A 21,507-nucleotide genomic window follows, 5' to 3' on the forward strand; every position below is an offset into this window, starting at 1 on the left:
TTACACAACTAGGGAGCGTTCTGGCGGGCTATCGTCATCCGAAGGGCATACAGCGCGCGCTCGACTCGGTATCGGGCCGCCTACGGCGCCACAACCCGGTGGCGGACGCACTGCCGGCCATTCAGGCAGAACAACAGGCCTTTGCCGACGAGCTCACCCAGCTCATCGAGGATCTGGCTGCCGTGGTCGAACGTTTCGACCGGGCGGCCCACCCTCCGGGGCAATGATCCGGATATTCGCGGCTTACCCGCCCTCGGTCGACTGTTCCGGCGCGTCGTTTTCCAGGCGTCGCCGTACGTCAATATCGCGCATGCGCCGAATCTCGGGTTTCTCGATCTGTTTGCCGACGTACTTCGCGACATGGCGCTTGAGCTCGCCTTCGATATCGGCCACCACGTCGAGTACCGAAGCCCGCAGCCCCTGGGCATTCACCTCCACATCGATATCGTTCTCGGTCGGCGCCGGTATGTCGATGAAGATATGCAGCGGCTGCTTCGCCCGCGCCGTGAGCTTCAGCTGCGCGCGCAGCCGGGTTTCGAAGCGATGGTCGTGGGCGGCCAGGCGCACGGTCAGGTCGAGATCGATTGGAATCGTCAGATCGAACTCGATCAACTCGCCCTCGCGGCGCAGAACCGACGGCTCGCGGATACTGCCCTCGGCCTGGATGGTCGCCAACCCTGCCGGCCCGACCTGGCGCGGGCCGAAGTCCACGGCATTACCGGTGAGATTGGCCAGCGCCTGTTCGACCCGTTCGACGGTGACCGCGTGTTCGAAGAAATCGCGGCCGAAATCCTCGTAGGAATATTCCGTTCGCAACTCGGGGCTGGGTTTGGGTGCCTCGGCCATATCGTTACCTTTGTTGTTGTTTTCGTGCCAGCCCCGCTTACCGTCGGCCCGGCGACACGTGCCGGGCCGATGGCGCATACATCGCGTGCGCCGGCTCGCGCTACTTGCGAATACGGTTGTCCGCGTTGGTAAAGCCCTGCAGCGACACCTTCAGGTCGATGCGATCGCCACGCGGGCCGATCAGGCTGACCGTGGCCCGGCTGCCGCTACGCAGCTTGTTGCGCAGCGCATCGTCCACCGGAAAATCGGCACGACAGCCCTGCTCCAGGCAGATCTGAAAGGGAAACCGGCGCGGCTGATCGCCATCGACCTGGAACTGCACGCCCGGTGCCAGCCGCGTACCCAGCGGCAGGATGAATACCATGGCCGCGCTATCGACTTCCGGCGGATAGCCCATGACTACGCGCAGGATCGGCTTGCCGTTATCCGGGCTGTTGACCAGCTGCGTCATCTCACAGGCCCCGTCGCCCTGCTCCGGACAGCGCACCTCCCAATCCTGGAAGCTTTCGACCTTGCCGCCATCCTGGGCAAAGGCAGCGGTGGATACACAAAGCATCGCAACCATCAGCAGGACAGCGCGCAACGGCAGAGCAAGACGTGAAGACATAACGAGTGGCCCGAAGTATGTATTTACCGATACTTTACTAGACAATACGACAGCCGTGGCATACCTACACGTTCGGCGCCAATCGAGCCGCAAGCGTGGCGATATTTGAACAGGAGGAGCTGCTATCGCCATTCCCCGTGCCGGACAAATCGGCCTGACCCTGATTGCGGCGCTGCTGCTAACACTCGTCGCCCGGGCGACGCTGGACTATGTCTGGATCGGCACGGTGCCGACCCCCTGTGCCTCGACCCAACACGGGGACACGACCGCGATCGTGCTCAGCGGCGGGCCCGACTATCGCCGTACCAAACGCGCGGTCGGCCTCTACGAGGCCAAGCAGGTCGACCGGATCGTGTTCTCCGGCGCCGGCCACGGCGGCGACTCGGCGATACGGCTCGCCCGGGAGGCGGTGCGCCTGGGCGTGGCACAGACGGATGTGATCGTGGAACGCGCGGCGCGGTCGACCTATGAAAACCTGGCCAACAGCTGCGCGCTGCCGGGCGTGCGCGAGGCCGCGCGACTGGTAATCGTCACCGACCAGCATCACAGCTACCGTGCCTATCTTACCGCCCGTGCCCAGTGTCGGCAGCCCGAGATCTGCTCCGCGCCCGCACCGGTGCCGCTGACCGCCCAGCGCCGACGCAGCGAAGCGATGAAGCTGTTCGCCTACCAGCTGCTCGGCCGCGCCGCCTGGTGGTAAACCCGCTAGCGCAATTCGGCCAGCGCCGCGTCCAGCCTTTTGGCCGACACCTTCATGGCCGTGCCCAGCGGCTGGGCGAACACCTGTACCCGGTACTCTTCGATCATCCAGCGCAAGTCGCGCAGCGGCTGGACGTCCTGCGACTTGGCGCGCGCGCGTTCCGCACGCTGCTTGTAGGCCTGCCAGTACGGCAGGATTTCGCGCATGCGCTGCTTGTCCGCCGCCGCGCCGTCGCGGGCGAGCTTGTCCAGGCGTTGTTCGATGGCGGCTAGGTAGCGATCCAGATTGCGCGCCAGGCTATGCGAATAGCCGTGCTCGCCGATAAAACCGGCATAGACCAGGTGCGCGAGCTGGTCGCGGATGTCGTCGATAGCGGCCATCCAGTCGAGGCCGATATTCTTGGACAGCCGTTTGTTGACGGCCGCCAGGCGGGTCAGCGCCGGTTTGAGATCGTCCCATAGCGTGACCGCATCGGCCATCAGGTTCGCGCGCAGCGTGGCGACACAGGCCTCGAACGTCTCCGCGTCGCGAACCGGCGTATCGATATGCGTATCGATCAGCGCGTTCACCAGGTCGGCCAACAGCAGCGGTTCGCTATCGAGGGCGAGCACGCGCTGGCGTTCGCGATCGGCCAGCGCGCTCGTCGGCGCATCGGCGAAGCGCATGACCGCAAAGCTCTTGAACTGGGGTAGGTCGCGCTTGATCAGCCGGCACTGCTTGGCCGCGGCCAAACGCGCGAGCCGAATCACACCGTGGCGATGCTGGACGGCCGCGGCCTGGGGGTCGTCGAGCAGTTCGAGGTCCACCGAATCACCGCGATCAACCAGCGTCGGCATGGCCTGTACGCGCACGCCGGCGTGTTTGAGTTCGACGCTGTCGGCCAGATCCTGTTCGGGCCAGGCGGTCAGGCCGGTTTCACGCAGTGCGTCATCGCTGGCCTGGGCCACCGCGGCGCGGGCACGATCGCCCAAGTCACGGCTGAGTTTCTCCAGATCGCGGCCGGTGGCCACCACCTCGCCGTCGTCGTCGACGATCTCGAAGCGCAGCTTGAGATGCGGGCTCGGGGTGAAGTCGTCCCAGGCGTCGGCCGGGATGTGCAGCCCGGTCATCGCATGAATGGCATCGCGCAGCGCATCCAGCGGATCGCCCTGGCCGAACTCGGCGCGCTCGGCGGCGGCGCGGGCGAAGTCCGGCACCGGCACCACCGCCCGACGCAGGCGTTTGGGCAAGGCCTTGAGATATTCGCGGTATTTTTCTTCCAGCAGACCCGGTACCAGCCACTCCGCACGCTCCGGCGGCATCTGCTTGAGTGCGGCCAGCGGCACCCGCGCGGTCACGCCGTCTTTTTCGGTCCCGGGCTCGAAGGCATAGTCGAGGGCCACCGGCAGATCGCCCAGGCGCATGCTTTCGGGATAGGCATCGGCCGGCAGGTCGACCCCGGCATGGCGCAGCAGCTGGTCCTCGTCGAAGCGCAGCACGCTGTCGTCGTTCTGCTTGAGCCATTTCTGCAGCGTTTTCTGGTCGCGCACGTCGGCGGGCAGGCGTTCGTCGTAGAAGCGCGCCTGGGTGGTTTCGTCAACGAGCAGATCGCGGCGTCTAAAACGGGCTTCCTGGGCCGCGATATCCTCGACGATGAGCTGGTTGTACTGGAGGAACTCCGGCACCCGGCCGCGCGAATCGACCACGGCAAAGGCCACCAGGCCATCGCGGATGAAGATCTCGCGGGCCACGACCGGGTCCATGCGGCCGAAATCCACCTTGCGCCCGTCGGCGAGCGTGAGCCCGAACAGCTTCACCCGCTCGCGCGCAGCCACCTGGCCGCGGCGTTTTTCCCAGTGCGGCTCGTAGTGTTCCCGCGTCACGAGATGCTCTGCGGCCTTTTCGATCCATTTCGGATCGACGCCGGCCACGGTATGCGCGAACAGACGGCTGGTTTCGATGAGCTCGCCGGCGACCATCCATTTCGGGTTCTTCTTGGCCAGCCCCGAGCCCGGAAATATCCGGAACTTGCGTCCGCGCGTGCCCTGGTACTCGCCTTTTTCCTCGAGCTGGCCGACGTGATCGAGCAGCCCCGGCAGCAGCGCCTGGTGCAGCCCGACGAAATCCACCTCCGCGAGGCGGCCCTGGGCCGGGTCGTTGCTGATGCCCAGATCGGCACCGATACGCCGCAGCTGGCGAGCCAGATCCTCCCATTCGCGCATGCGCATGAAGTTGATGAAGCGCTCGCGACACCACTTTCGCAGCTGATTGCCGCTGTGTTCGCGCCGTGCCTGGGCAAACGCGTCCCAGAGCTTCAACAGGCTGACGAAGTCCGAGCGTACGTCGGCGAACTCACGCTGCGCCTGGTCGGCGGCTTCGCGCATGGCCGGCGGGCGTTCGCGCGGGTCCTGAATGGTCAGCCCGGCCGCCAGCACGCGCATGGCGGTGGCCACGCCCATGGCCTGGCCGGCGATGAGCATACGCCCGATGCGTGGATCCAGCGGCAGGCGCGCGAGCTGACGCCCGAGGGCGGTGATGCGCTTGTTGTCCATCGCCTGGAGCTGGGTGAGCAGGTTGCGCCCGTCGTTGATATAGCGCCGCTCGGGCGGATCGATGAAGGGAAAGTCCTCGATCTCGCCAAGCTTGAGGTCGGCCATGGTCAGCAGCACGCTGGCCAGATTGGTACGCCGGATTTCCGGGTCGGTGAAGGCGGGCCGGTTTGCGTAGTCGTCTTCGTCGAACAGGCGGATACAGATACCCGGCGCGACACGACCACAGCGCCCGGCGCGCTGGTTGCAGCTGGCCTGGGACACCGGCTCGATAGGCAGGCGTTGAACCTTGGCCGAGGTGGAATAACGGCTGATACGTGCCAGTCCGCTGTCGATCACGTAGCGAATACCGGGCACGGTCAACGAGGTTTCGGCGACGTTGGTCGACAGCACCACCCGGCGACCGTTGCTGGCCGAGAAGATACGGTTCTGGGCGCTGTGCGTCAGCCGCGCATAGAGCGGCACGATTTCGGCGTTGAACTTGTCGCCGGAAAACGCTTTCGATAAATGTCGCTCGCAGTCGCGGATATCGCGCTCGCCGGGCAGGAAGACCAGAATATCGCCCGCGCCGGTCCCCTCGCCTGGCCGCCACAGCTCGCGTATGCCGGCCTCTACCGCCTGGGGCAGATCGTCGTCGTTTTCCTCGGGCGGGCGATAGCGCACGGTGACCGGATAGCCACGCCCTTCCACGTTGATCACCGGCGCGTCGTCGAAGAAACGGGCAAACCGGTCCGGGTCGATCGTCGCTGAGGTCACCACCACTTTCAGATCGGGCCGTTTTGGCAGCAGCTGCTTGAGATAGCCGAGCAGAAAATCGACGTTGAGCGTGCGCTCGTGGGCCTCGTCGATGACGATGGCCTCGTAGGCGTTGAGAAAGCGATCACGCGCAGTCTCGGCCAGCAGAATGCCGTCCGTCATCAGCTTGATCTGGGTGGCCTCCGAGAGTTTCTTGTCGAAGCGGGTCTGAAACCCGACCAGCTCGCCAAACGGCGTGGCCAACTCTTCGGCGATACGCTGGCCCACGCTACGTGCAGCCAGCCGCCGCGGCTGGGTATGGCCGATCAGACCACGCGCGCCAAAACCGGCCTGCATGAGAATCTTGGGCAGCTGCGTGGTCTTGCCCGAGCCGGTTTCACCGCAGACCACCACGACCTGATGCCGTTCGAGCGCGGCGCGTATTTCGTCGGCGCGGGCGGTCACCGGCAGCCCCTCGGCGAGTTCCACCTCGCCACGGGCCTGCGTGCGTGCATGGGTCACGGCCGCGCTCGTGTCGATCCGCTCTGCCATACGCGCTCTGGCCTCGGCATCGCGCGCCTGATGCCAGCCCCGGGTGAGCCGGTGTCGATCGCGTGTTTGCACGTCGGCCAGTACGGCCTCGGTGTGAGCGTTTACGGTCAATGTTGCTCCTCGATTCGACGGTAACCACGCGAACCATGGATAGCCGCGAACTGATGCATCGGTTAGCCTGCGCTTTTCAACGCACCGGCCGGCAAGACATGAATTTCCATACGCGCAAATGGATCAAGCCCGAAGACCTCAATCCCAACGGCACCCTGTTCGGCGGCAGCCTGCTGCGCTGGATCGATGAAGAAGCCGCGATCTACGCGATCATTCAGCTCGATCATCACCATATCGTCACCAAGTACATGTCCGAAATCAATTTCGTGTCCAGCGCACGCCAGGGCGACATCATCGAACTGGGCATCGCGGCCACGCGTTTTGGTACCACGTCGCTAACCATGCGCTGCGAAGTGCGCAACAAGATCACCCGCCGCAGCATCCTGCGTATCGACGAAATCGTGTTCGTGAGCATGGGCGACGACGGCCGCCCGAAACCGCATGGCAAGACCGAAGTGACCTTTATCAAGGATCGCTTTGCCGAGGGCGAAGAAGACGAATGATAGCTCCCGTACTCGATTCCTGCCGGCCCGGGCGCGCCTCGGGCCGGCTGCTGCTGTTGTTCGGCCTGGCGGTGGCGATTGCCGGCTGTACACCGGCCACGCTCAAGCAGCGTAACGGTTACTGGGCCGACCAGGCCCAGCCGGCACAGGCCTACAACCAGCGCGTGCGCTTTCTGGTCATGCACTATACCGGCGGCGACGAGACCCGGGCGCTTCAGGTGCTGACCGGGCCCTCGGTGAGTTCGCATTACGTGGTCGGCGACCATCCGCCCCGCCGCGGCGGCGATCCGGTGGTCTATCAGCTGGTGGACGAAAACGCGCGCGCCTGGCATGCCGGCACCAGCGCCTGGGGCGGGCGTCGCCATCTCAACGACAGCTCGATCGGTATCGAGATCGTCAACCCCGGTCCGGTCGATACCCCCAGTGGCAAGGTCTGGCGGGGATTCGACGGCGACCAGATCGATGCCGTGAGCCGGCTGGCCCGCGATATCATCGCCCGCTACGACATCGCGCCGGAAAACGTCGTCGCCCATGCCGATATTTCGCCGGGGCGCAAGATCGACCCCGGCCCGGCCTTTCCCTGGGAACAACTCTATCGTCACGGTATCGGTGCCTGGCCGGATGCGGCCACGGTCAACGCCTATCGCGAACGGTTTCGCCATGCCATGCCCGACATGGCCACGATTCAGTCGGCGCTGGCCCGCTACGGCTACGATATCGACCCCACCGGCGTGCTCGATCAGCGCACCCATTCGGTCGTGGTGTCGTTTCAAATGCATTTTCGCCCCGACCGCTACGACGGTATCCCCGATCTGGAAACCGTCGCCCGGCTATGGGCGCTCAACGACAAATACCGCTAATCGGCGGCCTGTTGCAGCGCGCCGGGCGGTTGGGCCATTCGTCCCGCCCCTAGCGCGAGGCCAGCAGCGCGTCGCGCGCGGCAATGACGCGCCGGGCCGCGTCTTCGCCGTCGTCGCCGAAGGCGGTCATATGCCCCATCTTGCGCCCCGGCCGTGCTTCGGACTTGCCGTAGAGATGCAGCTTGAGTGCGGGGTCGGCCAGCGCGGCGCGCCAGTCCGGCATGCCGTGGTCCCACAGATCACCCAGCAGATTGACCATGGCCGAGGGACGCAGGCGCCGGGTATCGCCCAGCGGCAGCGCACAGACCGCGCGTAGCTGCTGCTCGAACTGGCTGGTCACGCAGGCATCGAAACTGAAATGACCGGAGTTGTGAGGCCGCGGCGCAAGTTCGTTGACCACCAGCTCGCCGTCGTGCTTTAGAAAGAACTCCACGCACAGCACGCCCACGACGTCGAGGGCGTCGAGCACGCCGTGGGCGATCTTGATCGCGTTGGCGGTGATTTTCGGGTCGATATCCGGATCGGGAATCGAGACATCGAGGATATGATCGCGATGGCGATTCTCGGTCACCCCGTAATGGGCGAAGTCGCCGTCGCAGCCGCGCGCGGCGACCACGGAAATCTCGCGTTCGAAATCGACGAACCCTTCCAGCACGGCTTCGCCCGCACCGATGCTCTGCCAGGCGGCCTCGGCCTCTTCCGGGGCATGAATCACCGCCTGGCCCTTGCCGTCATAGCCAAAACCGGCCGTCTTGAGCACGGCCGGCGTGCCCAGCCGCTCGAGCGCCGCGTCCAGCGTTGCGCGATCGGGCACGTGTTCGAACGGCGCGGTAGGAAAGCCGGCGCCGTGCAGAAAATCCTTCTCGCGCTGGCGATGCTGGGCGGTATGCAGCACTTCGCCGCGCGGGCGCACGGGCACGTGTTCGCTGGCCGTGCGCGCGGCATCAAAAGGCACGTTCTCGAACTCGAAGGTCACCACATCGACCCGGCTGGCGAATTCGGCGACTGCGTCCAGATCCTCGTAGTCGCCCACCGCTTCGCGATCGGCCACCTGGCCCATGGGCGTGTCGTCGCCGGGCGAAAAGGTATGCACGCGATAGCCCATGCGGCGTGCGGCCAGCGCGAACATGCGGCCCAGCTGGCCACTGCCCAGCACACCTACCGTGGCACCCGGAAGAATTGATCGGCTCATAGCGGCAACTCGTCGTTTTCGACCTTGTCGGCCTGTTTCTGGCGAAATTCTGCGAGCGCGCTGCGCAGCTCGGGGCGGCTGTTGGCAAGCATGGCCACGGCAAACAGCGCCGCGTTGCGCGCGCCGGAGGTGCCGATGGCAAAGGTCGCGGTCGGCACGCCGCCCGGCATCTGCACGATCGACAACAGCGAATCCAGGCCGTTGAGGGCACGGCTTTTCACCGGCACGCCGAGTACCGGCAACAGCGTCTGGGCCGCGACCATGCCGGGCAGATGGGCGGCCCCGCCCGCGCCCGCGATGATCACTTCCAGGCCGCGCTGTTCTGCCGTGTGCGCGTAGTCGCGCATGACGTCCGGCGTGCGATGCGCCGAAACCACCTTGCATTCATGAGCCACGCCGAACTCGTCAAGTACCTCGTGGGCCGCCTTCATGGTGTCCCAATCCGACGTACTGCCCATGATCACGCCGACACACGGCTTGTCGTTATTCATTTCGCCCCCTGCCCGAGTCGCAGAAAAGCGGTCTAGTCTACCAACTCGGGCCGTAAACGGCTCGTATGCGTAATCCTGAGTATTACTCGAGCACGACGAGATAATTGGGCAACTCGTTGCGCTCGTGGGTGGCCGGCACGGCAAGGGCCAGCTTTTCGCCGCAGGCAGCGATGCATTCCGTAAACCCGGTCAGCGTCTCGCCGATGCGCACGCGCGCGGTGAAGGCCTCGACAATCGCCTGCCATTGCTCGTCCGGCACCTGTTCGGAAATGCCGCGATCAACGATGATCTCGACATAGCGCTCGGCCTCCGAGACAAAGATCAGCATGCCGGTGGCGCCCGCCGTATGGTGCAGATTCTGTTCGAGAAACTGACGCCGGGCCAGGTTGGCGGCCCGCCAGTACCGGATCGGGCGCGGGATCAGGCGCGTGGTCACGCCCGGCAGGCGAAACAGCAAGGCCAGCGCCACGAATACGCCCCATTGCAGCAACAACAGCAGGCGCGCATCCAGCGCCAGGGTGAAGAACAACAGCGCCCCCGGCAAAATCAGCGCCGCCAGCCCGGCCCACAGCAGCGGGATATAGGCATAATCGTCGGCGCGCTCGGCGAGCACGGTCACAAGCTCCGCGTCGGTATTGCGCTCGACTGCGGTAATGGCGTCGGCTACCTGTCTGCGTTCGTCGTCACTAAGTAAGGTCATTGCTCGCTACCAACCGCCAGAGGCGCCGCCGCCGCCGAAGCTGCCGCCGCCCCCGGAAAAACCACCGCCGCCGAAACCGCCGCTGCTGCCGCCACCAAAGCCGCCGCCCATGAGGATCGGCATGCCCATTCCGCGCCGACGTTTTCCGCCGCGGCCACCGCCGCCGCCGCTGCCGAACAGGGCGATAATGACCACCAGCAATACGAAGAAGCCGATGCTGTGCAGCAGCGACGGCTCGCCGGATTCGCCCCGCGAGCGACGCTCCGGCTCGGCCAGCGGATCGCCGCCCAGCACCTGGATGATGGCCTTGGCACCGCCGACGATGCCCTGGCTGAAATCGCCCTGTTTAAAGGCCGGGGTGATGATGTTGTTGATGATCACCGACGACTGGGCATCGGTGAGCCGGCCTTCCAGGCCGTAACCCGCATCGATACGGATCTTGCGTTCGTCTTTCGCGACCAGCAACAGCGCGCCGTTGTCCTCACCGGCCTGACCGATGCCCCAGTGGCGGCCGAGCTGATAGCCGTAGTCGTCGATCGTCTCGCCGCCAAGATCCGGCAGGGTCACCACCACGAGCTGCTCGCCGCTGGCCTGTTCGTGGGCCGCCAGCATGTCGGTGAGCTGCTGCTCGGCAGCGGCATCGATCATGTCGGCGTTGTCGACCACCCGCCCGGTCAGCTCGGGAAACGACGGCGCCGCCCAGGCCACCGCGACCCATAGCCACAGGCCAAGCGCCAGCAGCAGCCGGGCGCGCGTATCGACAGCAGGCAGGCGTCGCATCAGAACTGAACCTGGGGCGCCTGGTCCGCGTTTTCGGCCGTGGCCTCGAAGTTGGCATGCGGCTGCATGTCGCTATACAGCAGCGAATGCCAGATCCGGCCCGGAAAGGTGCGCAGCTCGGTGTTGTAGCGCTGCACCGCCTGGATGAAATCGCGCCGGGCCACGGCAATACGGTTTTCCGTGCCCTCCAGCTGCGACTGCAGGGCCAGAAAGTTCTGGTTCGATTTCAGATCGGGATAACGCTCGGACACCGCCATCAACCGACTCAGGGCACTGCTGAGCTCGCCCTGGGCCTGCTGGAACTGCTGCAGCTTCTGTGGATTGTTGAGGATGTCTTCGTCGACCTGGATCGACGTGGCCTTCGAACGGGCTTCGATAACGGCGGTCAGCGTTTCTCGTTCCTGCTGGGCGAAGCCCTTCACCGTTTCCACGAGGTTCGGCACGAGATCCGCGCGCCGCTGGTACTGGTTTTCTACCTGGGCCCAGGCTGCCTTGACCTGTTCATCGTAGGTCGGGATGTTGTTCACGCCGCAGCCGGTCAACGACACCAGCAGCGCGACGAGCATGAGAATACCGGGCAAACGTTTGTAGGAAATGACGGGCAGCGCCAGCATGAACAGGGTCTCCGTGAACGCAATACAGCTATGGTGCGCACTGTACGACAAACGCCGCGCGGACGACACGCTTCTGGCACGCGGTAATATCGGCCGCCCGACATATTGCGCATGCGCTATCCCCAACCATGCGGGGGTCAGGCTTCACTCGCCGCCGAGCAGATGCATGCCGACAAGGCACGCCGCGATCACCAAAAGCAGGGCCGTACCGGTGGCCAGGGCATGGCGTTGCCAGAGCCGCAGCGCGCGCTCGCCGAGCAGCCACACGAGCAGCGCCAGACCGAAATAGCGCAGGCCGCGCGCCAGGCCCACCGCGGCCACGAACAGCGGCAGCGAATAGCCGGCGATGCCGGCCGCCAGCAGTGCGACCTGAAACGGCACCGGCGTAATGCCAATGCTTACAATCGCCAGAAAGCCGTTGTCGGAAAAAGTCTGCTGGAACTGCGCGTAGGCCTGTTGCGCATCAAGCCATGTCAGCAGGGTCTGGCCGAGCGTATCGAACAGGAAAAAGCCGACCGCATAGCCGATCAGCGAGCCGACGATATTCCCGGCCAGCGCCACCGCAGCCACCGACCACAGCCGCTGCGGCCGGGCGAGCATGTACGGCACCATGATCAACTCGATGGGCACCGGCATCAGCGTGGTTTCGGCGGCCGACAACAGCCCGAGCCAGAGCAGTCCATAAGGCGAATCGAGGAGCCGATCGGCCCATGCGCGTGCCCTGTTCATGGCCCGTCGTTCGCCATGATGCGACCGGCCTTGGGGAAGGTGTTTGTCATGCGTTTTCGCTCAGAAGGACAGCTGCAGCGAATCCTCGTCCACGCTGAAGGGGCGCGCCCGGGCCATCGCCATCCAGTGCCGGGTTTCCAGCTGGTAGTCATGGCGCTGTGCGGCCCGTGCGATGGTGTAACCGTGCTCGGCACGCCAGAGGATAACGCCGTATTCGGCGGGTATTTCCTCGAGCGTGGCAATGCCTTCGACGATGACGAAGTAAACCTCGGCAGCCAGTTCGCGATAGCGCTCGATCTTGGCCGAGCGCAGCTCGCCGAGCAGATCGCTGCGCTTCACCTTGACTTCATGCACCTGCGGGGCCAGATGATCCGGACGCAGGCTGCGGGTGAGCGAAAAAACGTCCGGCTTGCACGGCGCCCAGCGTGCCTTGTCGGTGGTCGAATCCACGGTATGCACCGACAGTTCGGTGAACACCAGCCGCCCCAGCCCGGCCAGATGGCGGGCGACCCCGTCGACCACCTGCGCATGGCGGCTGCGCGCACTCCGGTTGTGCACCACCGTATCGCCCAGCGCCGCGCGCCCGGCATCGGTAAGCCGAAAACAGCTGGCCAGCGCGCTGTCCGCGGCCTCTTCGATCAGTCCCCAGCGCAGCAGATCGATATCGATATTGTCGTGACAGGCCCAGCCATGGCTACGCCAGTAGTGGCGCAGGCGCGTACCGTGCCGACGCGGCAACGCGCTGGGTCGCTCGTGCATGGTGGAGGGACATTGGGCGCTTGCGCTCATAGCCTTGTCGGATGGGCGAGTCGATCGTGAACGCGCCGGCTTCCCGCGGGACGAGATATCGAGCGGGCGCATGCGCCGAAGCCGAACGCCGTTAAACATGCGGCCGCGGGCGCCGCGGATAGTGCCACATACGAAAATGCCCGACCGGAGTCGGGCATCCATACATCGATCATAACGGGCTGATCAATCGGTCGAGCCCTCAGACATATCGCTTTGGGTGGCACCCTCGCCCCTATCCGGCGTGCTGTGCTTGCCGGCCCCGTCATGCGACATGTGGTCGTTTTCCTTGAGCTCTTCCTTCTGTGCCTTGGTCGCCGGCATTCCACCGGCCTGGGGCATCTGTTCGCCGGTGCGTGTACCGGCGGCGGCGTCCGGTACGCCGCGCATGCTCTCGGCCTGGTGTTCGGTTGCCGGCATGGTTGTGTCCTGCGTCGTGCCTTGCTCTGCCGCCAACGCCGGCAGAGCGAAGGCACAGCCCATCAGTACAACACCCAGGCCGACACGAGCCAGCGTATGAATCGGGTTAGACATCTCTCCTCCTACTGGATAACGCGGTTTGTTGTGATGCCGTATCGCCGCTCGGCGAGCCGGTTCGCCCCAACCGCTCGGGGCTATTCAATGTCGCGCAATCGATCGGCCGCTTCAAGCATGCTGAGCTTTCATGACCACGAAAACGATACAACTAAAAAAGCCCGGCCTTGGCCGGGCTTTCTCGTTCTCGTCTAGTGACTGGCCACCCGCACAGGCGCGTGATGGACGCGGTTGAGACCGAGTACTTCGATCTGGCTACGGCTGGCCGGCACGCTCTGGTGCGAAGGCGAAGCCGTGGCTTCATCGGCGACTTCGCCGTGGCGCAGCATCGCATTCTGCGATGCCGACATCGGCGTGACGTTGTCCTGATAGCGGCTCGGCTGCTGCTCGGCGGCGACCGCCGGCACGGCAAAACCGGCCAGCGTCAGAATACCGGCAACGAATGCGTTACGGCGTTGATTGCGACGGGTGGTGGACATGGGTCTTCCTCAAAGATGAATGAAAAACTAAAAATTGGTTGAGGAAGAAGATTGCCCCGGTTCGGCTTTTTTCAATCGTTGCAGTGCAACATTTTTCCGATCGCCGCAAATCAGGGCGCTTTGAAGCTTCTCCGCCCCTTTTCACGTCATCTTGATTACGGATGCCTATACGGCCGTCGAGGCCGTCTATGAGGATGCGGCTGCGTGGGCCCGGGCCTGTTCGGGCATCGCGCGCATGCTCTGCCGGAAGACAAGCCAGGCCATGCTGCCCGCCAACACGTTACCCAGCGCCGCACCCAGGCCGACATAAGGCATTTTTTCGCCCAGCCATACGCCCAGGGCAATACAGGGCAGATAGCAAACGAACAGCCGTGCAAAGGAGATCATCATCGCGCGCAGCGGCCAGCCCAGGGCATTGGAGGCCGAAACCACGAGCATGCACAGCCCCAGCAGCGCATAGCTGGGGAGCATGGCACGAATCAGCCAGGTCAGTCCGTCGCGTACGCCCGCGTCGCTGGACAACGCATCGGCCACCCAGGGAGCGGCCAGCGCCATGACCGTGCCCAGAATCAGCTGCCAGACGAGCACGGTCTGAAAGGCGATCGACATCAGCGCGCGGATACGCGGCCAGTTGCCGGCCCCGTAGCAATGCCCCAACCAGGGTGGCAGCGACATGGTCAGCCCCAGCACCAGCATCAGCGATACGGTTTCCAGCCGGCTGGCCAGCCCCCAGGCCGCTACCGCCTGCTCGCCCAGGGAAGCGATCAGCGCCGTGGCCGCCATTGCCGACAGGGCCGGCATCAGCTGACTGAGCATGGCCGGACCGGCGATCACCGCAAACGGGCCGGTCGAGCGGCGCATCTCCCCCGCCAGGTCGGCCAGGCTCAGCCAGTCACGCTGGGCCAGACGCCAGCCCAGCAGCAACAGGCCGATCGTGAACGAAGCAGTGGTGGCCCAGGCCGCTCCGGGCAGCCCCAGGCCCGACCAGCCGCCAACACCGAAGATGAGGATCGGATCGAACACCAGGTTCAGGCCGCTTGTGGCCACCATCAGCAGGCCCGGCAGGCGCGTGTTGTTATGCGCGCGAAACAGCGTATAGCCGAAGTACAACAGGGCCGCGAACCAGTTGGCCAGCAGCTGGACCGGCCAGTACTCGCCGATGAGCTCGAGTGCGTCGTCCTGGGCACCGAGCTGGCGAAACAGCGGTACGTGAAAAATCCATAGCGCAATCGCAAGACAGCCGATCACCACTGCCCCGCCGAACAGCACCAGGCTGCCCAGGCGCCGGGCACGCTCGAGCTCGCCTGCGCCCAGCGCCCGCGAAATGAGCGCGGCGATGGCAATGCCCAGCCCGACCTGGACGCCGATCATCAAAAAGGTGATCGGAAACGTGAATGATTGCGCGGCCAGCGGGACGGTGCCCAGACGCGCGACGAACGCCGAGTCGACCAGTTGAAAGCCCAGCAACGACATCACGCCGATCGCCATTGGCCAGGTCTGGGCGAACAGCTGGCGTCGCAGCGTGCCGCTGCTGGCGCGGGTGGAGGATGAATCGCTCAACTTAAAGAATCCGCGAATGCGAGAATGCCGCGCGATTCTACGCCATGCCGCCGTCATGCGATGTAGGCTAGGCACCATCGGGATACCACACTGCATCACGAGGTCTTATGCGCGCTATCCGTTTTTCTGTTCTGGCCCTGCTCATTGTCGTTGCACTCGTGGGCTGTGCGGGCACGCCGACATTCATGCAGCTGGCCGATACCAAATGGCAGCTGACACAACTCGACGGCCAGCCCGTCGATACCGAATCCATGCGGCGCACGCCCTATCTGTTGCTGCATGCCGATCAGCGCCTCGAAGGCTTTACCGGCTGCAACCGGGTCAACGGCCGCTATAGCGGCAGCGACGACAGCCTGCGCTTTGATTCCCTGGCCAGCACCCGTCGCTACTGCAATCAGGGCATGGACATTGAAGAGGCCTTCACGCATGCGCTTGAACGCACCCAGCACGCCGAAATCGACGGCGACAGCCTGGCGCTGATCGACGCCCAGGGCCATATCGTCGCCCGTCTGGCACGGGACGGCGCCGGCCGTTGAGTCGTCTCGAACACGCCGTCTATCTAATCGACTGCACGGACCTGCGCCATCGGCCCGATTCCGGGCTTGAAACACCCGCGCCCATGGCGATCTGAAAAGCGCGCTCGCACCGTCAGGCCGGCATACGCTACCCGCAGCCAGGGTAGCCAAGCGCCGGTCTGACGGGCGTTGGCGTCGATGAATCGTTGCTGGGGGTAGTCACTGCTGTATTAACTGTATATAAATACAGTTATGAACAAGCAGCCTATCGACAACGTAGACCCGCACGGCCAGCGGCTGGCCGCCCATGAAGCCTTCTGGCAACGCTTTGGCGTGCATCGGGCCACGCGGCAGGCCGAACTGCCGGCCATGGCCACGGGCTCGCCGACGCTGGATCGCCAGCTGCCCGGCGGCGGCTATCCGATCGGCGCCGTTACCGAACTGCTGTGCAACAACGCAGGGCTGGGCGAGCTGAGCCTGCTGTTGCACGGCCTGGCCCGGCGCATGCGTGAACAGCCCAAGCGCCAGCTCGCCTTCATCGCACCGCCGCCCACCCTGCAGGCCCCGGCACTCACCCAGGCCGGCATCGATTGTGCCCGGGTGCCGCTCGTGGCCTGTCGCGACGAGAGCGAAAAAGTGTGGTGTGTCGAACAGATGGCACGGGCGAATGCGTTTGCCGGTTTCGTCGTCTGGGCCGACCGTCTTGATACAACCGCCCTGCGTCGCCTGCAGCTGGCCGCCGAGAAGGCGGCCTGTCCGGTGTTTGTCTATCGCCATATCCGGGCGGCCGCCGAACGCTCGCCGGCGGCCCTGCGCCTGGCGATCACTGCCAGCGGCGGCGGCCAGCGTATCGAGATACTCAAATGCCGCGGCCCTGCCGGCGCCCGTATTGCCGGACTACAGCCCGGCGTCGAACGCGTCTGGCAATTCGAGCCCCCTCGTGCCGAGCTGGCGGCGCTGCGTGCAGGCGCCAGCAACGATATTCCTCAACCCGATCGTGTTCCCCATGTGGCTCGCTCTTCGTCTTCCCCACTGGGCGCTCGATAGCCGCGCCGATACCAGCGCCCGGCCGCCGGGCACGAGCCCGACGCTGGTGGTGGCCGAACAGCGCGGCCGGCGTCATGTCGTGGCCGCCGACGCCTGCGCGCTCGAACAAGGTGTACGCCGCGGCATGCTGCTGGCCGATGCGCGCATGCGTGTGCCCGAGGCCGTCGTACTAGCACGCCATATCGCCGGCGAAGGGGCCGCGCTCGAACGTCTGGGCGGCTGGGCCTGGCATTACAGCAGCCAGGTCCATATCGCACGCGCCAGCGACCGCGTCGAATGCGCGCGCGTGGTGTTCGAAATCGGCGCCAGCCTGCGTCTGTTCGGTGGTCGCCAGCGCCTGCTCGAACGCGTACGTGCCGATCTCGACCGCATGGGCTATCGCTATACCCTGGGCGTGGGCGACAGCCCCCATGCCGCCCTGGCGTTTGCGCGTGCGCCTTCGCCCAAACACCGTGCCCAAGGTCTGGCCCGCCTGCCGCTGACCTGTCTGGACCTCGACGCCCAGACCACGCTGTCGCTCAAGGCCAGCGGGCTGCGCCTTGCCGGCGAACTGCTGGCCCTGCCGCCGGGCACGCTGGTACGCCGCTACGGCAAGCCGACCCTGGACGCGCTGGAGCAGCTGCGCGGCCGCCGGCCGCACGGGCTGGATTTCTATACCCTGCCGCAGCGCTACGGCACCCGCCACGAGCTCACCGGCGCGGTCGAAACGACCCAGGGACTGGTATTCGTGCTGCGGCGCGTGTTCGCCGAGCTGGCCGCGTTTCTGCAGGGGGCGGATGCCACCATCCAGACGCTGCAGCTCAAGCTCATTCACGACGATTTGCCGCCCACCCGCCTGCTGCTGCGTCTGGCGTCGCCCTCACGTGATGCGGACCATCTGGAGCGGGTGGCCAACGAACGACTGGCCCGGGTCACCCTGGCTGCGCCAGTGCTCGAAATCGCGCTGGCCAGCGATCGCCTGCGTCGTTTCGAACAGGACCAGGACAGCCTCTGGCGCGACCCCGACCACGCCGGTATCGAACAATGGCCGGCGGTGCTCGATCGCCTGCGCGCGCGGCTGGGCCACGAGGCAGTCGGCTGGCTGCACGACGTGGACGACCACCGCCCGGAACAGGCCAGTGCCCGCCATGACCGGCCGGCCACAAGCCATACCCCCGCGTCGGCCCCACGCCCGATGTGGCTGCTCGACGTGCCCGAGCGTGCGCCGGCCGAGCTGACCCTGATCGCCGGCCCCGAACGTATCGAAACCGGCTGGTGGGAACACAGCATCCGACGCGATTATTTTCGCGCCCGTGACGGCCAGGGACGCCTGCTCTGGGTTTATCGCGATCTGGCCCATGCCCCCAGCGGCGACACGCCGGTCTATTACATGCACGGCCTGTTCGGATGAGCGCGCTCGGCTATGCCGAGCTGTGCTGCGTAAGCGGTTTTTCCTTCCAGCGCGGCGCCTCCACGCCGGAAGAACTGGTCGCCCGCGCGGCCGAACTCGGCTATCAGGCGATCGCACTGACCGACGAATGCAGCCTGGCCGGCGCGGTACGGGCCCTGCAAACCGCCGAAGCCTGCGCTATCGATCTCATTCTGGGCAGCCGCTTCACCCTCGACGAGGGCGTGACCGTCATTCTGCTGGTACGCAACCGCAACGGCTATACCCGCCTGTGCCGGCTGATTACCGACGCCCGGCAACGCGTGGCCAAGGGCGACTACCGTATCGGCCTGGCCGACCTGCAGGCCGATACCCTGGCCGACTGCCGCATTCTGGTCCTGCCCGATTACGACTGCCCACCCATACCGGCGCTGCATCATCTGCTGGCCTGGCTGGCCACCACCTACCCGCGCCAGAGTCATATCGCACTGGCCCTGCATCGACGCGCCGCCGATATGACCCACCGACGCCGCCTCGATGAACTGCGGGCCCGATACGGTCTGCCGCTGGTCGCGGTGGGCGATGTCCATATGCATCGGCGGGCGCGGCGTGCCCTGCAGGACGTGTTCACTGCCCTGCGCCTGGGCACGACCGTCCACAACGCCGGGCGGGCATTGTTCGCCAACGGCGAACGCTACCTGCGCCCGCGCTCGACGCTGGCCGCTCTCTATCCCGAAAACACGCTGGCCGCCAGCCTGCGTATCGCCGCCGATTGCAGCTTTTCCCTGCGCGAAATCCGCTACGACTATCCCTCCGAAGTCGTGCCCCAGGGCCAGACCGCGCTCGAACATCTACGCATGCTGGTGGAGCGCGGCTGTCGGCGGCGCTGGCCCGAAGGCACGAATGCCGCGATACGTCGGCAGATCGAGCATGAGCTCGCGCTGATCGAGGAAAAGAACTATCCGCATTATTTTCTGACCGTCCACGATATCGTCGAAGAGGCGAACCGACGCGGCATTCTCTGTCAGGGGCGCGGCTCGGCGGCCAATTCGGTGGTGTGTTTCTGTCTGGGCATCACCGAAGTGGACCCGTTGCGCCACGACATGCTCTTCGAGCGCTTCATCTCACGTGATCGCAACGAACCGCCGGATATCGACGTCGACTTCGAACACGAACGCCGCGAAGAGATCATTCAGTACATCTATGCCCGCTACGGCCGTCAGCGCGCCGCGCTCGCGGCCACCGTCATCCATTACCGACCACGCAGCGCGATGCGCGACGTCGGCCGGGCCATGGGCCTGAGCGTCGACCAGATCGACACCCTGGCCGGCGCGCTGTCGCGCCGCAGCGATGACGGCAGCCTGGCCGCCCAGCTCGACGAACGCGGTATCGATATCGATGCCGGCGATCTCGATCGTATTCTCATGCTGGTGGATACGCTCATCGGGTTTCCACGTCATCTATCCCAGCATGTCGGCGGTTTCGTGCTCTCCGAAGTACCGCTGGAAGAGCTGGTGCCGGTGGAAAAGGCAGCCATGCCCAATCGCACTATCATCCAGTGGGACAAGGACGATCTGGAAGCGGTCGGCCTGATGAAGATCGACGTGCTCGCACTGGGCATGCTCAGCTGCCTGCGCCGCTGTTTCACGCTCATCGAACGCCATTACGGACGCGTGCTCAGCATGGCCACCATTCCCGGCAAGGACAGGCCCACCTACGACATGATTTCGGCCGCCGATACGGTCGGCGTTTTCCAGATCGAATCGCGGGCCCAGATGACCATGCTGCCACGGCTGCGCCCGCAGCGGTTTTTCGATCTCGTGGTCGAAGTGGCGATCGTACGTCCCGGCCCGATCCAGGGCGGCATGGTCCACCCCTACCTGCTCAACCGCGAAAAAAAGCGCGAAGAGATCGAATACCCCAGCGAAGCCCTGCGCGGGGTGCTCGAACGCACCCACGGCGTGCCGATCTTTCAGGAACAGGTGATGAAAATCGCCATGGTGGCGGCCAATTTCAGCGCCGGCGAAGCCGACGGGCTACGTCGTTCAATGGCCGCCTGGAAGAAGAAAGGCGGACTCGAACCCTGGCGCGACCGCTTGAAGAGCGGCATGCGGGCCAACGGCTATGCCGAAGAATTCGCCGATCGGATCTTCGAACAGATCAAGGGTTTCGGCAGCTACGGCTTTCCCGAATCCCATGCCGTGAGTTTTGCCCTGCTCGTCTATGTGTCGTCGTATATCAAATGCCACTATCCGGCCGCCTTCGCGGCCGCCCTGATCAACAGCCAACCGATGGGCTTCTATGCACCGGCCCAGATCGTGGCCGATGTCAAACGTCACGGGGTGACAGTACACCCGGCCGATGTGTGTCACTCCGACTGGGACTGCACGCTCGAACGCACCGATACCCAAGCCTTTGCACTGCGCCTGGGTCTAAGGCTGATCAAGGGGCTGTCGCAAGAAGCCGGCGAACGCATCGTCGCTGCACGCCGCGTCGGCCAATTCGCACGGGTATCGGATCTGGTCACTCGTGCCCGGCTGGATCGGCGCTGCCGCGATGCGCTGGCCCGGGCCGATGCCCTGCGCGGGCTGGCCGGCCATCGTCATCAGGCGCAATGGCAGATCGCGGCCGCCCGTACCCACGACGATCTGTTTGCCGAGCTCGAGGCGCCTGAACCCGAAGTGGCCCTGCCCGCGCCGCGCGAAGGCAACGATATCGTGGCCGACTATGCCAGTACCGCCCTGACCCTGCGCAGACATCCGTTGGCGCTGTTACGCCCGCAGCTGGCTCGCCAGGGCGTGCTCTGTGCCCGCGATTTCGATGCCCTGGCCGATCGTCGCGCTGCGCATGTCGCCGGCCTGGTCACCATCCGCCAGCGTCCCGGCAGCGCGAAGGGCACGACCTTCATCACGCTCGAAGACGAAACCGGCTGCGTGAACGTGGTCGTCCATCGCGACCTGCTCGCCCGCTATCGCGTGGCCGTCACCAGCGCCCGGCTGCTACGGGTGAACGGCATCATGCAACGCCAGGGCCCCGTTACCCACTGCGTGGCGCGACATATCGTCGACGACAGCGCCCGGCTCGGGAAACTGACCACGCGCTCCCGAGATTTCCATTGAACAGCCGTGTGTTATACGACTTATCGCGAAACAGCAGAAAAACCCTCTCCGCGGGCTACGCCGATTCCGCAGATTGACGCGAACAAGCGAACTCGTATCAACTTTAATAATTAAAAATAACTCACTGAGGGTAATTGTTTTTTTAAAACTCAT

The 21,507-nt window shown here is 65.1% G+C and carries 21 protein-coding genes; 8 read left to right on the forward strand and 13 right to left on the reverse strand.

Translation table 11 applies throughout. From position 1 onward, the window contains the following. On the forward strand, window positions 1-227 hold a 227-nt coding region (locus C84B14_RS10050), incomplete at its 5' end, for an ACP phosphodiesterase (protein ID WP_353223818.1). Window positions 228-243: 16 nt separating this feature from the next. Here the strand turns inward: C84B14_RS10050 and C84B14_RS10055 are convergent. Then, the gene (locus C84B14_RS10055; RefSeq protein ID WP_353223819.1) at window positions 244-846 is read right to left on the reverse strand and encodes a hypothetical protein; all 603 of its coding nucleotides are present in this window, start codon (window positions 844-846) and stop codon (window positions 244-246) included. Window positions 847-946: 100 nt separating this feature from the next. Beyond that, entirely contained in the window at window positions 947-1,453 is a 507-nt protein-coding gene (locus C84B14_RS10060) for an invasion associated locus B family protein (RefSeq protein WP_348765312.1), read from the reverse strand. Between the two features lie 226 nt (window positions 1,454-1,679). Here C84B14_RS10060 and C84B14_RS10065 point away from each other — a divergent pair, with 226 nt between their 5' ends. Then, complete coding sequence (locus C84B14_RS10065) at window positions 1,680-2,153, forward strand: YdcF family protein (RefSeq protein WP_353223821.1); 474 nt, start codon at window positions 1,680-1,682, stop codon at window positions 2,151-2,153. A 5-nt stretch (window positions 2,154-2,158) separates the two neighbouring features. Here the strand turns inward: C84B14_RS10065 and hrpA are convergent, their stop codons facing one another. Next, a complete protein-coding gene (gene hrpA, locus C84B14_RS10070) occupies window positions 2,159-6,079 on the reverse strand; it encodes an ATP-dependent RNA helicase HrpA (protein ID WP_353223823.1) in 3,921 nt (1,306 codons plus the stop codon). 98 nt (window positions 6,080-6,177) lie between these two features. On the opposite strand from hrpA, the gene C84B14_RS10075 reads away from it, so the two are divergent. Together C84B14_RS10075 and C84B14_RS10080 are read left to right on the forward strand one after the other, a co-directional pair. Further along, entirely contained in the window at window positions 6,178-6,582 is a 405-nt protein-coding gene (locus tag C84B14_RS10075; protein WP_353223990.1) for an acyl-CoA thioesterase, read from the forward strand. Then, on the forward strand, window positions 6,579-7,442 hold the full coding sequence (locus C84B14_RS10080) for an N-acetylmuramoyl-L-alanine amidase (RefSeq protein ID WP_353223825.1): 864 nt from the start codon (window positions 6,579-6,581) through the stop codon (window positions 7,440-7,442). The genes C84B14_RS10075 and C84B14_RS10080 overlap by 4 nt, the downstream gene beginning before the upstream one ends. Window positions 7,443-7,491: 49 nt before the next feature. Here the strand turns inward: C84B14_RS10080 and C84B14_RS10085 are convergent, their stop codons facing one another. The 10 genes from C84B14_RS10085 to C84B14_RS10130 form a co-directional block, all read right to left on the reverse strand. Further along, entirely contained in the window at window positions 7,492-8,634 is a 1,143-nt protein-coding gene (locus tag C84B14_RS10085) for a 5-(carboxyamino)imidazole ribonucleotide synthase (RefSeq protein WP_353223827.1), read from the reverse strand. Next, on the reverse strand, window positions 8,631-9,125 hold the full coding sequence (gene purE, locus C84B14_RS10090; RefSeq protein ID WP_348765318.1) for a 5-(carboxyamino)imidazole ribonucleotide mutase: 495 nt from the start codon (window positions 9,123-9,125) through the stop codon (window positions 8,631-8,633). Before purE ends, C84B14_RS10085 begins: the two co-directional genes overlap by 4 nt. An 82-nt stretch (window positions 9,126-9,207) precedes the next feature. Continuing rightward, the gene (locus tag C84B14_RS10095; RefSeq protein ID WP_353223829.1) at window positions 9,208-9,825 is read right to left on the reverse strand and encodes a TPM domain-containing protein; all 618 of its coding nucleotides are present in this window, start codon (window positions 9,823-9,825) and stop codon (window positions 9,208-9,210) included. Window positions 9,826-9,831: 6 nt separating this feature from the next. Beyond that, window positions 9,832-10,605, reverse strand: coding sequence for a TPM domain-containing protein (locus tag C84B14_RS10100; protein WP_348765320.1), 774 nt, complete (start codon window positions 10,603-10,605; stop codon window positions 9,832-9,834). Further along, entirely contained in the window at window positions 10,605-11,171 is a 567-nt protein-coding gene (locus tag C84B14_RS10105) for a LemA family protein (RefSeq protein WP_348765345.1), read from the reverse strand. The genes C84B14_RS10100 and C84B14_RS10105 overlap by 1 nt, the downstream gene beginning before the upstream one ends. A 192-nt stretch (window positions 11,172-11,363) precedes the next feature. Next, on the reverse strand, window positions 11,364-11,948 hold the full coding sequence (locus C84B14_RS10110) for a YqaA family protein (protein WP_353223831.1): 585 nt from the start codon (window positions 11,946-11,948) through the stop codon (window positions 11,364-11,366). A 60-nt stretch (window positions 11,949-12,008) separates the two neighbouring features. Further along, window positions 12,009-12,737: a hypothetical protein gene (locus tag C84B14_RS10115; RefSeq protein WP_353223833.1), complete on the reverse strand. Its 729-nt coding sequence runs from the start codon at window positions 12,735-12,737 to the stop codon at window positions 12,009-12,011. 183 nt (window positions 12,738-12,920) lie between these two features. Further along, on the reverse strand, window positions 12,921-13,268 hold the full coding sequence (locus C84B14_RS10120; RefSeq protein ID WP_353223835.1) for a hypothetical protein: 348 nt from the start codon (window positions 13,266-13,268) through the stop codon (window positions 12,921-12,923). Window positions 13,269-13,459: 191 nt separating this feature from the next. After that, window positions 13,460-13,747 carry a hypothetical protein gene (locus C84B14_RS10125; protein WP_353223836.1) on the reverse strand — a complete coding sequence of 96 codons (288 nt, stop codon included), beginning with the start codon at window positions 13,745-13,747 and terminating at the stop codon, window positions 13,460-13,462. A gap of 186 nt (window positions 13,748-13,933) precedes the next feature. After that, window positions 13,934-15,307, reverse strand: a complete 1,374-nt coding sequence (locus C84B14_RS10130; protein ID WP_353223837.1) for an MATE family efflux transporter — start codon at window positions 15,305-15,307, stop codon at window positions 13,934-13,936. A gap of 107 nt (window positions 15,308-15,414) precedes the next feature. Here C84B14_RS10130 and C84B14_RS10135 point away from each other — a divergent pair, with 107 nt between their 5' ends. The 4 genes from C84B14_RS10135 to C84B14_RS10150 all read left to right on the forward strand — a co-directional run bounded on the left by C84B14_RS10135 (window position 15,415) and on the right by C84B14_RS10150 (window position 21,354). Next, window positions 15,415-15,843 carry an META domain-containing protein gene (locus tag C84B14_RS10135; RefSeq protein WP_353223839.1) on the forward strand — a complete coding sequence of 143 codons (429 nt, stop codon included), beginning with the start codon at window positions 15,415-15,417 and terminating at the stop codon, window positions 15,841-15,843. Window positions 15,844-16,074: 231 nt separating this feature from the next. Next, complete coding sequence (gene imuA, locus C84B14_RS10140; protein WP_353223841.1) at window positions 16,075-16,869, forward strand: translesion DNA synthesis-associated protein ImuA; 795 nt, start codon at window positions 16,075-16,077, stop codon at window positions 16,867-16,869. Further along, complete coding sequence (locus C84B14_RS10145) at window positions 16,829-18,259, forward strand: Y-family DNA polymerase (RefSeq protein ID WP_353223843.1); 1,431 nt, start codon at window positions 16,829-16,831, stop codon at window positions 18,257-18,259. The genes imuA and C84B14_RS10145 overlap by 41 nt, the downstream gene beginning before the upstream one ends. Continuing rightward, window positions 18,256-21,354, forward strand: coding sequence for an error-prone DNA polymerase (locus tag C84B14_RS10150; protein WP_353223845.1), 3,099 nt, complete (start codon window positions 18,256-18,258; stop codon window positions 21,352-21,354). Before C84B14_RS10145 ends, C84B14_RS10150 begins: the two co-directional genes overlap by 4 nt. The last annotated feature ends 153 nt before the right edge of the window (window positions 21,355-21,507 follow it).

It is taken from the genome of Salinisphaera sp. C84B14 (assembly GCF_040361435.1).
GTDB lineage: Bacteria > Pseudomonadota > Gammaproteobacteria > Nevskiales > Salinisphaeraceae > Salinisphaera.

Excerpts from the sequence above, each read along its gene's own strand:
- imuA (WP_353223841.1), top strand. The coding sequence starts at position 16,075 with ATGAACAAGCAGCCTATCGACAACGTAGACCCGCACGGCCAGCGGCTG.
- C84B14_RS10060 (WP_348765312.1), bottom strand. The coding sequence starts at position 1,453 with ATGTCTTCACGTCTTGCTCTGCCGTTGCGCGCTGTCCTGCTGATGGTT.
- C84B14_RS10105 (WP_348765345.1), bottom strand. The coding sequence starts at position 11,171 with ATGCTCGTCGCGCTGCTGGTGTCGTTGACCGGCTGCGGCGTGAACAAC.
- C84B14_RS10115 (WP_353223833.1), bottom strand. The coding sequence starts at position 12,737 with ATGAGCGCAAGCGCCCAATGTCCCTCCACCATGCACGAGCGACCCAGC.
- C84B14_RS10080 (WP_353223825.1), top strand. The coding sequence starts at position 6,579 with ATGATAGCTCCCGTACTCGATTCCTGCCGGCCCGGGCGCGCCTCGGGC.
- C84B14_RS10095 (WP_353223829.1), bottom strand. The coding sequence starts at position 9,825 with ATGACCTTACTTAGTGACGACGAACGCAGACAGGTAGCCGACGCCATT.
- C84B14_RS10075 (WP_353223990.1), top strand. The coding sequence starts at position 6,178 with ATGAATTTCCATACGCGCAAATGGATCAAGCCCGAAGACCTCAATCCC.
- C84B14_RS10055 (WP_353223819.1), bottom strand. The coding sequence starts at position 846 with ATGGCCGAGGCACCCAAACCCAGCCCCGAGTTGCGAACGGAATATTCC.
- C84B14_RS10135 (WP_353223839.1), top strand. The coding sequence starts at position 15,415 with ATGCGCGCTATCCGTTTTTCTGTTCTGGCCCTGCTCATTGTCGTTGCA.
- purE (WP_348765318.1), bottom strand. The coding sequence starts at position 9,125 with ATGAATAACGACAAGCCGTGTGTCGGCGTGATCATGGGCAGTACGTCG.
- C84B14_RS10110 (WP_353223831.1), bottom strand. The coding sequence starts at position 11,948 with ATGAACAGGGCACGCGCATGGGCCGATCGGCTCCTCGATTCGCCTTAT.
- C84B14_RS10085 (WP_353223827.1), bottom strand. The coding sequence starts at position 8,634 with ATGAGCCGATCAATTCTTCCGGGTGCCACGGTAGGTGTGCTGGGCAGT.
- C84B14_RS10150 (WP_353223845.1), top strand. The coding sequence starts at position 18,256 with ATGAGCGCGCTCGGCTATGCCGAGCTGTGCTGCGTAAGCGGTTTTTCC.
- C84B14_RS10125 (WP_353223836.1), bottom strand. The coding sequence starts at position 13,747 with ATGTCCACCACCCGTCGCAATCAACGCCGTAACGCATTCGTTGCCGGT.
- C84B14_RS10145 (WP_353223843.1), top strand. The coding sequence starts at position 16,829 with ATGTGGCTCGCTCTTCGTCTTCCCCACTGGGCGCTCGATAGCCGCGCC.
- C84B14_RS10100 (WP_348765320.1), bottom strand. The coding sequence starts at position 10,605 with ATGCGACGCCTGCCTGCTGTCGATACGCGCGCCCGGCTGCTGCTGGCG.
- C84B14_RS10120 (WP_353223835.1), bottom strand. The coding sequence starts at position 13,268 with ATGTCTAACCCGATTCATACGCTGGCTCGTGTCGGCCTGGGTGTTGTA.